This is a genomic window from Streptomyces sp. NPDC001380 (genome assembly GCF_042895785.1).
In the GTDB taxonomy this organism is placed as follows: domain Bacteria; phylum Actinomycetota; class Actinomycetes; order Streptomycetales; family Streptomycetaceae; genus Peterkaempfera.
This window is the reverse complement of record NZ_JBIAWP010000011.1, coordinates 215,382-226,111: the sequence shown is the minus strand read 5'-3', so window position 1 is coordinate 226,111 and position 10,730 is coordinate 215,382. Positions and strand designations below refer to the sequence as shown.

Annotated in this window: 11 protein-coding genes and 1 tRNA gene; 3 read left to right on the top strand and 9 right to left on the bottom strand. The window is 77.5% G+C overall.

Annotated elements, in window-relative coordinates:
• The first annotated feature begins 166 nt into the window (after positions 1 to 166).
• Positions 167 to 1,207 (top strand): NAD-dependent epimerase/dehydratase family protein, encoded by a 1,041-nt coding sequence (locus ACFY07_RS16435; protein ID WP_390869271.1) that lies wholly within the window; start codon positions 167 to 169, stop codon positions 1,205 to 1,207.
• A gap of 126 nt (positions 1,208 to 1,333) precedes the next feature.
• Here ACFY07_RS16435 and ACFY07_RS16430 read toward each other — a convergent pair whose 3' ends face one another.
• The 8 genes from ACFY07_RS16430 to ACFY07_RS16395 all read right to left on the bottom strand — a co-directional run bounded on the left by ACFY07_RS16430 (position 1,334) and on the right by ACFY07_RS16395 (position 7,758).
• Positions 1,334 to 2,050 carry an alpha/beta fold hydrolase gene (locus ACFY07_RS16430; RefSeq protein WP_390869270.1) on the bottom strand — a complete coding sequence of 239 codons (717 nt, stop codon included), beginning with the start codon at positions 2,048 to 2,050 and terminating at the stop codon, positions 1,334 to 1,336.
• A gap of 130 nt (positions 2,051 to 2,180) precedes the next feature.
• Positions 2,181 to 2,828, bottom strand: coding sequence for a phosphoribosyltransferase (locus ACFY07_RS16425; protein ID WP_390869283.1), 648 nt, complete (start codon positions 2,826 to 2,828; stop codon positions 2,181 to 2,183).
• A 5-nt stretch (positions 2,829 to 2,833) separates the two neighbouring features.
• Positions 2,834 to 3,109: a UBP-type zinc finger domain-containing protein gene (locus ACFY07_RS16420; protein ID WP_230651684.1), complete on the bottom strand. Its 276-nt coding sequence runs from the start codon at positions 3,107 to 3,109 to the stop codon at positions 2,834 to 2,836.
• A gap of 140 nt (positions 3,110 to 3,249) precedes the next feature.
• Positions 3,250 to 3,669, bottom strand: coding sequence for a hypothetical protein (locus tag ACFY07_RS16415; RefSeq protein WP_390869269.1), 420 nt, complete (start codon positions 3,667 to 3,669; stop codon positions 3,250 to 3,252).
• Between the two features lie 598 nt (positions 3,670 to 4,267).
• On the bottom strand, positions 4,268 to 5,182 hold the full coding sequence (locus ACFY07_RS16410) for an ADP-ribosylglycohydrolase family protein (RefSeq protein WP_390869268.1): 915 nt from the start codon (positions 5,180 to 5,182) through the stop codon (positions 4,268 to 4,270).
• Positions 5,183 to 5,441: 259 nt separating this feature from the next.
• Positions 5,442 to 5,514 (bottom strand) — tRNA-Lys (locus ACFY07_RS16405).
• Between the two features lie 93 nt (positions 5,515 to 5,607).
• Positions 5,608 to 6,288, bottom strand: coding sequence for a GPP34 family phosphoprotein (locus ACFY07_RS16400; protein WP_390869267.1), 681 nt, complete (start codon positions 6,286 to 6,288; stop codon positions 5,608 to 5,610).
• Positions 6,289 to 6,471: 183 nt separating this feature from the next.
• The gene (locus ACFY07_RS16395) at positions 6,472 to 7,758 is read right to left on the bottom strand and encodes a multidrug effflux MFS transporter (RefSeq protein WP_390869266.1); all 1,287 of its coding nucleotides are present in this window, start codon (positions 7,756 to 7,758) and stop codon (positions 6,472 to 6,474) included.
• A 282-nt stretch (positions 7,759 to 8,040) separates the two neighbouring features.
• On the opposite strand from ACFY07_RS16395, the gene ACFY07_RS16390 reads away from it, so the two are divergent.
• Together ACFY07_RS16390 and ACFY07_RS16385 are read left to right on the top strand one after the other, a co-directional pair.
• On the top strand, positions 8,041 to 9,132 hold the full coding sequence (locus ACFY07_RS16390) for an LLM class flavin-dependent oxidoreductase (RefSeq protein ID WP_390869265.1): 1,092 nt from the start codon (positions 8,041 to 8,043) through the stop codon (positions 9,130 to 9,132).
• A gap of 305 nt (positions 9,133 to 9,437) precedes the next feature.
• On the top strand, positions 9,438 to 9,638 hold the full coding sequence (locus ACFY07_RS16385) for a hypothetical protein (RefSeq protein ID WP_230651700.1): 201 nt from the start codon (positions 9,438 to 9,440) through the stop codon (positions 9,636 to 9,638).
• A 90-nt stretch (positions 9,639 to 9,728) separates the two neighbouring features.
• On the opposite strand, the gene ACFY07_RS16380 is transcribed toward ACFY07_RS16385, so the two are convergent.
• Entirely contained in the window at positions 9,729 to 10,589 is an 861-nt protein-coding gene (locus ACFY07_RS16380) for an amidohydrolase family protein (RefSeq protein WP_390869282.1), read from the bottom strand.
• Positions 10,590 to 10,730: the final 141 nt, after the last annotated feature.

Below are 10,730 nucleotides of genomic sequence, written 5' to 3'. Positions count from 1 at the left end.
CTGCAGGGGGGACCCTGTGGGAGAGTAGGACGCCGCCGAACAATTGTTGAGGGAGGGCCCCGCAGCCGGGAACGGCAGCGGGGCCCTTTCGCATGTCCGCCCTCGGATGATCCGCTCAGGGCGGAACCCGGTACAGGCCGGCGTCCCGGCGGGGCAGGCTCGGCGCATGCGCATTCTGGTGATCGGCGGGACGGAGTTCCTCGGGCGTGCCTTCGTGGCGCAGGCACTGGAGAGGGGTGACCGCGTCACGACCTTCAACCGGGGCCTGTCGGGCCCCGACGCGCCCGGTGTCGAGACGGTGCGAGGCGACCGGGAGGTGGCGGGCGACCTCCGGGCCCTGGTGGAGGGGCGCCGGTGGGACGCCGTGGTGGACACCCGTGGCGGGGTGCCGAAGGTGGTGGGGGAGACAGCGCGGATCCTGTCGGGCCACGCGGACACCTACCTCTTCGTCTCCTCCTGCCACGCCTACGCGGACTGGCCCGCCGAGCCGGTCGACGAGCGGTCCCCGCGACACCCGTGCCCTCCCGACGCCGAACGCGGCGACGTACCGCCCAACGCGCTGAAGGCCGGCTGCGAGCGCGCGGTCGAGCAGCACTTCGACGGCGGTGTCCTCATCGTCAACCCCGGCCTGATCGTCGGTCCGTACGACGACGTGGGCCGACTCCCCTGGTGGCTCGAACGGATCGCCCGAGGCGGACGCGTCCTGGCCGGCGGCGCCCCGGACCGGGCGATGCAGCTGGTGGACGTCCGCGACATCGCCGCGTTCATGCTGGGGGCGCTGTCGGAGGGGACCACCGGGCGGTTCCTGGCGACGGGCATCCGGTCCAACACCACCTGGGGCGACCTGCTGCGCGACTGCACGGCGGTCACCGGCTCCGACGCGGAGCCCGTGTGGGTGGACGACGCCTTCCTGGCCGAGCGCGGGGTCGAGCCGTGGACGGAGCTGCCGCTGTGGATGCCTCTCGGGAAGGGCGGTGACGGTGTGTGGCTCGCGTCCTCGGCTGCGGCGCGGGAACGGGGGTTCCACTGCCGTCCGGTCGCCGAGACGGTGCGGGACACCTGGGAGTGGGTGCGCGGACGGGGAGCGGATGCCGGGCCCTGGATGCAGGGGGAGACGCCGCTCGGGATCGACCCCGGGAAGGAGTCCCGCCTGCTCGCCGAGTGGGACGCGGCCGTGTCCGGACGGGGCGGCGACGCCGGGAGCTGACACACCGGCGGTCGTATCCGTCGGCGGGTACGGCGCGGTGCGTGCACGGGCGCGGAAGCGCGTGCGGGCGGACCGGGGGACGGCCGCCGGATCCGGCCCCCCGGGAACGGCCGCCGGATCCGGCGCTCAGATCCATCCGTCGAGCGAGGCGAGGAAACCGGGCAGGTCGTCGCGGTGGATGGTGTGTCCGGCACCGGCGACGACACGGACCTCAAAACCGCGGTGGGCCAGTTCCGCCGCGTGGGCGGGGCCGACGACGAAGCTCGGGTCGGCGAGCTGGACCAGCGAGGGCACGGCGGGCCGCTCCGGGAGGACGGCCCGCCCCGCCAGGTCGGAGAGCCCGCCGCCGGTGTCCGGGTCCCAGAGCGCGAGGGTGTCGAGTTCGATGTCCACGTCGGCCGCCTCCCACCGGGGGTTGAGGGCCGCGATCTGTTCGCGGGCCGCCGTGCGGAACCAGGCGAAGCCCTCCGGGCCCAGTCCGCGCCCCGGGCCGGGAATGCACCAGGCCGGGTCGGAGTAGACCGCGCGGCGCGGACGCAGCCTCTCGACGGCGAGGGAGAGGGCGAGGCCGCCCAGGGAGTGGCCGAGGGCGAGGTCGGCCCCGGCCGGCAGGGTGTCGACCAGGTCCTGGGCGAGGGCCTCGGCGCCGTAGCGCTCGGCCGGGGTGGCGCCGGTTCCGCGGGGGCTGCGGCCGTGTCCGCGCAGATCCACGGCGATCACCCTGTACCCCCGGTCGGCGAGGGCCGGTCCGACCCGCCGCCAGCTGCGGTGGTCGGACATCATGCCGTGGACCAGCAGCGCGACGCGGTCCCCGGATCCCCATGCGCGGGCGTGCAGTCTCATGATCCGATGGAAGCGCACGGCCGCCGCCACGTCCTGTTCCCACGCGGGAGTCTGCGTGCGTGTGTCCGGTTGCGGGGGCGTGTGTGTGCGGCTGCGTGCGGCGCCGGTCCCGCCGGGCAGGTGCGGGGACTCAGCCGCCGTCGCCGTGGAGCAGCCGCAGTGCCTCCTCGTCGTCGACCTGCCCGAAGTCCTCGTACCAGAGCCCGACCGATCCGAACGAGCGCGGTTCGTACAGGCACACCACCTCGTCGGCCTCCCGGCCCAGTGCCGCGACGGCCTCGCGTGAACCCACCGGTACGGCGAGGACCAGGCGCGCCGGGTGGTGGACGCGCACCGAGCGCAGCGCGGCCCGCGCCGTGAAGCCCGTGGCCAGGCCGTCGTCGACGACCACGACGGTGCGGCCGGCCAGGTCGGGCACGGGCCGGCCCCGCCGGTAGAGGTCCTCGCGCCGCCGCAGTTCGCGGCGCTCCCGCTCGGCGAGGGGCGCCAGCTCCTCGGGGGTGGCCCGCAGCCAGGCCAGCGCTTCCCGGTCCCACAGGGGCGGGGCGTCGCCCGCGACGGCGCCGATGGCCAGTTCGGGCTGGCCGGGCGCGCCGATCTTGCGCGAGACCAGGGCCTCCAGGGGTGCGCCGAGGGCGTCGGCCACCTCGCGGGCGACCGGCAGGCCGCCGCGGGGCAGGCCGAACACCAGCGGGTCGGGCAGGGCGCCTGCCTCCTGGCGGGACAGTAGTTCCTCGCCGAGGGCGCGCCCCGCCTGCCGCCGGTCGCGGAAGCGCATCGGGGTCATGCGAACAGGTCGTCCACGTAGCACCACCGCCACTCCTCGCCCGGTTCGGCCGAACGGATGACGGGATGGCCCGTGCCGTGGAAGTGCGCCGTGGCGTGCCGACGCGGCGACGAGTCGCAGCACGCGACGCGACCGCAGGTCAGGCACTGCCTCAGATGGACCCAGTCGTGCAGCCCCGCGGCCAGGCAGTCCTGGCAGCCCGGACCGCCGTCGGTGTCCTCGATGCCGGGGGGCTCCGTCGAGCCCGCCTCGGCCAGGTGTGCGCAGATCATCGTGGTGACTCCCGCGTCGGCGACGGTGCCAGCCTCTCACCCTCCGCCGTGCCCGGCATCTCTCCCAGTTCAGCGGCCCGGCACGGCCCAGCACGGGCGGGCACGCGGCGACGGGCCGGGCACGGCCGCGACGGGCCCGCTCAGCGCGGCCGGGCCGACAGGACGTAGCGGGTGGTGCCGTCGGTCACGGAGACGGTGTAGGGCTCGCCCCTGGCGAGGGCCGCGCGGGCCCGCCGGTGCTCGCGGTCGTCGGCGAGCCAGTGCCGGACCGGTCCGGCGAACGCGGGGCCGAACTGCTCGGCGACGTCCCGCGCACGGGCCCGCAGCCACCGCACGGCCAGGTCCGGGGTGTCCGCCTGCCGGGCCCCCAGCCGGAACTCCCGGGGCAGGCCCGGGGTGCGGGCCGTGCACTCGCACCAGTAGCCGGACCGGGGCGGGGGGAGGACGCCGGGCCGGCCCGCCGTCCCCCCGGGGGCGGGACCGCCCCGCAGCAGGCAGCGGCAGCCCGGGAGGTGGGCCGCCGCCGCGCCCTCCGACGCCTTCACGGTTCCGGCCGGCAAGGCCGCACCGGGCGGGGGGACCGCCTCGCCTCCCGGGTGTCGTCCGCGCGCCCCCTGGGTCGTGTGTGTCATGGCGTCCACGCCGCTCCCTCCGGTCGTACGGCCCGCTCCGGACCGTCCCGCCGCCTGGGCGGGCGGGACCCCGTCCCCGCCCCCGCCCCCGTCCGCCCGGCGGACCGCCGGGCCGTGCGGGTCGGCAGCCCGTGGGCTCCCCGCGGCGCACCGGAGGGTCGCCCGGGTCTGCGGCCCCCGGTCGTCGGCTCGTCCATGGCGGTGCCGCCTTCCTGCGAACGCCCCCCGGTCGATTGTGCGAGGGGACCGCTGCTGCTTCCCGTGCCGCAGGCAGGGCGCACGGCGGCATGTCCCCCGACCGGCCCTGCGGCGGCCCGCCCCTCCAGGGGAGTGCACGACCCGTGCCCGCCGCCCGCAAAACGGCCGCGTGTCATCCGATCGCGTGTCCTGCCGGACGTCCCGGGGACGAAGCTCCCGCCGGCGGCCGTGCGCTGCGGTCCCGGGCCCGGCGGTGCTGCGTCCCGGCGACGGGTGGCACGAGGGCCGCGGACGGTGCGGTCCCGGCGGCCGGCTCCGTCGGCTGCGGCTACGGCTGCGGCGTCCACCGGCCCAGGGCGGGGATGTCCTCCCGGGCCTCCCACCACGCCTCGGGGACGCCGCCGGTGCCGGTGCGGGCGGCGACGACGCCCGCGGCGATGGCGCAGGTCGTGTCGCGGTCGCCCCACCCGCCGACGGTCTGCCACAGGGCCTCGGGCAGGTCGTCCAGGTGGCCGGCGGCGGACCACAGGGCGAACGGCACCGTGTCCGGGGCCGAGACCCGGTAGCCCGAGCCCAGGACGGATGCGGCATGGCGCACCGACGTGCCCTCGGGGAGGCCTGCGGCGACCAGCAGCAGGGAGCGGACGTCGCTGTCCGGCAGGTGGGAGGCCACCTCGCGCAGGAAGCCCCCGCGATCCGGCGCGTCCCCGCCCTCGCTGGAGGCCGCCAGCGCGGCGGCGACCGCCACGGCCACCGCACCTGCGACGGCCTCCGGGTGCGCGTGCGTGGTCAGCGCCGACAGCCGGGCCTGTTCGGCAGCCGCGTCCAGGTCGTCCTTGAACCAGGCCCCCAGCGGCGCGACCCGCATCGCGGCCCCGTTGCCGTACGAGCCCTGCCCGCCGAACTGCCCGGTCGTCACGGTCCGCCAGTGCTCGCCCTCCCCGATCCGGCGGAGCACGCCGTGCATCGACGGCCCGTACTTCCGCGCCGGGTCCCGCGCGTACTCGGCGGCGAACTCCGCGGCGAGGCCGTCCGGGCGGATCCCGCGGTTCCGCACGAGGTGGGAGAAGAGCACCAGGGCCATCGCCGAGTCGTCCGTCCACAGCCACGGTGCGGGGCGCAGCCGCCGTGCGGCCCACAGCTCCTCCACGGGCTCGCCGGAGAGCGTGAACCAGCCGTCCCCGAAGGCGTCGCCGAGGACGAGCCCGTCCAGGCTGCTGCGTGCATGTCGTGGGTAGGTCACGGCCGCCCTCCCGGAGGCTCGGGTCCCCGGCATTCTCGCCGCAGGGCGGAGCCGGCCGCGAGCGGATTCCGCCCGGTGCCGCCCGGACGTCCGCGGAGGGCGGGCCGGACCGGAGGGCCGTCCGCGGACCGGCGGCGCGGGGGCTGCGGGCGGGGTTCCCGTCACCACGGCCCGGTGTCCGCGTTCCCGCCGTGGGCGCACGCACGAAGCGGGCCCCCTCGGCATGCCGTGGGGGCCCGCTTCGAACGGTGGTGCCTTGTGCGCCGCCAGGGACTCGAACCCCGAACCCGCTGATTAAGAGTCAGCTGCTCTGCCAGTTGAGCTAGCGGCGCCCGCTCGACGTACATCCTACCTGACCAGGAGGGGTGCTCCGCACCTCCGCGCACCCGTACGGAGGGCTGCGTCCGGGCGCGCCGGGGGTCGGGTCAGGCGCCCGAGCCGCTCGCGGCGGCGGACTCGTCGGACTGGAGGACGCGGCGGACGGCGTCGGCGATCGGCGTGGCGCGCACCAGCTCCCGGACGTGGCGGTGGACCGTGCGGGCGCCGGGCCCCCGGACGAGCCGGCGGTCGAGGCGCGCCGCGCCCAGCAGCGCCGCGAGGTGCAGGTCGCGCAGGTCCGGAAGGTCGTGGGCGGCGGTGGGGCCGCCGGGTGCGTCGGCGGCCAGTCCGTGCAGCAGGTGCACGGCCCGCGCCTGGACCCCGTCGTGCCCGACGGCGGTGTACACCGTGGAGGGGAGGATCCCGAGGATGCGGCGGCGGCGTGCGGTGAGCAGGCCGCGTGCCTCCAGGGCGTCGAGGTGGGGCCGGTCGGCGCGGACGGACGCCCTGCGCACCCAGGGGTCGAGCCTCGGGCCTCGGCCGCGTTTGCCCGCGGCGGCCGCGAGGGCGGCGAGGAGGCCGTCGGCGGGTCCGCCGGTGGCGATCGGCCGGACCCCGGTGATCCGCCTGCCCTCGACGGTGACCGCCCCGGCGAGCAGCAGCTCCGCGAGGAGGGCCCCGCCGAGGACCCGGTTGAAGTTCCGCGGGCGGCGCAGGCGCCCCGAGACCGGGTCGGCGCAGAGCAGGAGCAGTTCCTCGGGCAGGGTGGGTCGGGGTCCTCCGTGCACGGTCGTTCCTCCTTGCGGGGCGGGTCCGCCCCTCGCTCAGGGATGAGCACGCCGGACGGGCGGTCGGCGGTTGCGGGGACGGGCCAGGACGGTGTGCCGGGATGCCGGGGCGGCGATGTGCCGGGACGCCGGGGTGCCGGGGTGCGGGTGCGCCGTCCGTGCGGCTGGACGGCGGACGGCGCGTCAGCCGGTGCGGGCGGCGAGGGGGTCGGGCGCGGGGCGCCAGGGGCGGCACAGCGCCAGGAAGGCCGCGGCCGACAGCAGGGCCATGGCCAGCATGGCGGCCGTCATCGGCACGGCGGTCCGTCCGCCGCCCAGCCCGGACAGGACGGGGGAGAGCGCCCCGGCGGAGAACTGCAGCGTGCCCAGCAGCGCCGAGGCCGTGCCGGCGGCGCTCGGGGCGCGCTGCAGCGCCAGGGCGGTGGTGGTGGGGGAGACCAGGCCGACCGAGGAGGCGGTGGCGAAGAGCCCGGCGGCGATCCACGGCAGGCCGGCGTCGGTGAGGGAGGTCAGCAGGACCAGGGCGGTCGCGGCGGCGGCCAGCAGGACGGTGCCGGCGAGCAGGACGCGGTGGGCCCGGAACCGTCCCAGCAGGACCTTGCCGGTGAGCTGGCCGGCGGCCACCAGGCCGACGGAGTTGAGGCCGAAGAGGAGGCTGTAGGCCTGCGGGGACGCCCCGTACACCTGCTGGAGGGCGAACGACGAGCCGGAGATGTAGGCGAAGAGCGCCGCGAAGCCGAAGGCGCCGCACAGGACGTACCCGGCGAACGACGCGTCCCGCAGCAGGCCCCGCATGGTGCGCAGGGTGTCGGCCAGTCCGCCGCGGTGGCGGCGCCCCGGCGGCAGGGTCTCCTCCAGCAGCAGCGCCGCCGCGGCGAGGATCGCGGCCCCCAGCACGGCGAGGACCGCGAAGACGCCGCGCCACGAGGTGACGCGCAGCAGCTGGCCGCCCAGCAACGGCGCGAGGATCGGCGCGGTGCCCGACACCAGCATCAGCGACGCGAAGAAGCGGGCCGCGGCCAGTCCGTCGAACAGGTCGCGGACCACGGCCCGCGCGATGACGATCCCGGCCGCGCCGGAGAGTCCCTGCAGCAGCCGGAAGGCGATGAGGAGGCGGGCGTCGGGCGCGGCGGCGCAGGCGGCCGTCGCGGCGGTGTACAGGGCCATGCCGGCCAGCAGCGGGCGGCGGCGGCCCAGCGCGTCGCTGAGCGGGCCCGCCACGAGCTGCCCGGCGGCCAGGCCCAGCAGGCAGGCGGTGAGGGTGAGCTGGACGGTGCCGTCGCCGGTCGCGAGGTTCTCGGCGATGCGGGGGAGGCCCGGCAGGTAGAGGTCCATCGACAGCGGGGCGAGCGCGGTGAGCGAGCCGAGGACGAGGGTGAGCAGCAGCCCGGCGCGGTGGGGCGCGGTCCTCGCGGGGGCGCGGGGCGGGGCCGGGTCGGCGGGGGAGGCGGACGGGCGGGTGTCGTGCATGCCGGTCGGGGGCTCCTGGGCTGGGGCGGGCGGGCGGGTGCGGGTGGGGCGGACGGGCGGGGCCGGGGCGGCTGCGGGACGGGACCGCTCGGGCCGGGGGGCGAGGTGCGGGTGGGGTGGGGAGGGCGGACGGTCCCGGTCCCGGCCAGGGTAAGGGGCGCGTGCCGCTGTGACGACTGACACCGTACGGCGCCCCCGCGGGCGGGAACAGTGCGTCCCGCCCGGGGGTTGCAGCCGTTCGGCACAGGAATGCAACACGGACGACCTGGAAGGGGCAGCGCAGTGGCCGGTATCGGGACCGCGGCGGAGCAGCAGGAGGACCGGATCCGGGGCAGGGCGCGCGGGACGGCGCCCGCGCCGCTGTCGGTCCTGGACCTGGCGCCGGTCGGCGCCGGGTACACCCCCGGCGAGGCGCTGCGGACCGCCACCGAGCTGGCCCGGCGGGCCGAGGAGTGGGGCTACCACCGCTTCTGGGTGGCCGAGCACCACGGCATGCCGGGTGTCGCCAGCTCCTCCCCGCCGGTGCTGATCGCGCACCTGGCGGCGGCCACCCGCACCCTGCGGCTGGGATCGGGCGGCGTGATGCTGCCCAACCACGCGCCGCTGGCCGTGGCCGAGCAGTTCGGTCTGCTCCACGCCCTGCACCCGGGCCGCATCGACCTGGGCCTGGGGCGGGCGCCGGGCACCGACCCGGCGACGGCGCGGGCGCTGCGCCGCGGGCTGGGCGGCGAGGGTGCCGACGACTTCCCGCAGCAGCTCGCCGAGCTGACGGCCTTCCTCGACGGCTCGTTCCCGCCGGGGCACCCGTACGAGCGGATCCGGGCCGTGCCGGGGCTGTCGGCCGACGGCGGGGGCCGCCCGCCGGTGTGGCTGCTGGGGTCGTCCGGCTTCAGCGCGCGGCTGGCGGGTGAGCTGGGGCTGCCGTTCGCGTTCGCGCACCACTTCAGCGCGGCGAACACGGTGCCGGCGCTCGACCTCTACCGGGCGGCGTTCCGGCCCTCGGAGGTGCTGGACGAGCCGTACGCGGTGATCGGCGTGAGCGCGGTCGCTGCGGACAGCGCGGCGGAGGCGCTGCGGCTGGCCCGCAGCGGCGGCCTGTCGATGCTGCGGCTGCGCCGCGGCAGCCCGGGGCCGCTCCCCACGCCGGAGGAGGCGGAGGCGTACCCGTACAGCGACCTGGAGCGCGACTTCCTCGACGACTGGCTGGGCAACGTGGTCCTCGGCGAGCCGGCGCGGGTCGCGGAGGGCCTGGAGGAGCTGCGGAAGCGGACGGGTGCGCAGGAGCTGATGGTGACCTCGCACGTCCACGGGCACGAGGCGCGGATCGCGTCCTACGGGATGATCGCGGAGGCGTACGGGCTCACAGCGGGCTGATCCGGAGGCGGGCCGGGCGGGACCCGCGGGGGCCGGCCGGGCCGAGGCGGTCCGGGCACGGAACGGGTGCGGCCCCCCCGGGGGGTGCCGGTGCTGCGCCTTCCCCGGGGTGCCGACCGGCCGTGCGGCGCGGCTGTTCTGACGGGGTACCGGACCGGCCGGCCGCCGGACCGGCGCGGGGGCGCGCGGATCTCGGGGAAGAACGATTCCGCGCGCCTCTTGTGCACCCCCATGTGCGCCCCCGGCTGAGGGCATTCGCCTGTTCGGGAAGCGGAGGACTTTCCGGACGGGCGAGGGAGGCGGCCATGAGCGAGAGCGTCATCGAGCGGGGTGTGGAGATGAGCCCGGGCGACCCGGCGTGCGAGCACGTCTACGGCACCGCGGCCGAGTTCGGCAACCTGTACGCCTGCAGCCGCTGCGGGCACACCAGCTGGGACGGCCCGGCGCTGCCCGCGGCCGCCGTGCCCTTCGTGCTGCGGCGGCCGATCGACGCGCTGGACGTCTAGGCGGGGCGCCGGAGCGGGCACGCAGGGGCTCCCGGGCCGCCGTCGACGGGACGGCGGCCCGGGAGCCCCGGTCTGTCCGGGGACGGGCTCTCAGCCCGCCCCGCCGCCCCCGCCCCCGCCCGGGTCGAGGCCGAACAGGCGGGCGGCGTTGCCGTGGCAGACCGCCCGCAGCCAGTCGTCGCCCAGGTCCAGATGCGCCAGGGCGTGGAGCTGGTGGGCGTAGGGGTACGGGATGTTGGGGAAGTCGGTGCCGAGCAGGACCCGGTCCTGGAGGTCCTCCAGGCGCGGCAGCTCCGCCCGCGGGAAGGGCGCCTCCTGCTCGGCGAAGCCGGTGAACGCCATGGTGGTGTCCAGGCGGACGTGCCGGTGGCGGTCGGCCAGGTCCAGGAAGTCCGCGTACTCGGGCATGCCCATGTGCGCCACCACCAGCCGCAGCCGGGGGTGCCGGGCCAGGACCGCGCCGATCGGGCCCGGGCCGGTGTGCCGGCCCGGGGCCGGGCCCGATCCGCAGTGCGTGACGACCGGGACGCCGGCCTCGGCGAGCAGGCCCCACACAGGGTCCAGCAGCGGGTCGGCCGGGTCGTAGGCGCCGACCTGGACGTGCGCCTTGAAGACCCGGGCGCCGGCCTCCACCGCCGCGCGGACGTAGCCGGCGGCCTCCGGCTCGGGGAAGAACGTGGCGGTGTGCAGGCAGTCGGGGGTGCGGGCGGCGAAGTCGGCGGCCCAGGCGTTCAGCCAGGCCGCCATGCCGGGCCTGTGCGGGTACAGCAGCGCGGTGAACGCCCGGACGCCGAAGCCGCGCAGCACCGCCAGCCGCTCCTCCTCGGCCGTCCGGTAGGCGATCGGCCAGGGGCGGCCGGTGAGCGGCCCGGCGGAGTCGAAGGACGCCCATACCTTGTCCATGACCCGGGCCGGCATGAAGTGGGTGTGCACGTCGACGAGGCCGGGCAGGCCGAGGGCGCGGCGGAAGGCCGCGACCTCGGCCGCCTCGGCCGCCGGGTGCGTGCCCGGGCCTGCGCACGCCGGTCCGCCGGCCGCTCCCGTGCCGTCGCCCCCGCTCGCGCCGGCGGCCGCTCCCGGTCCGCCGCCGTC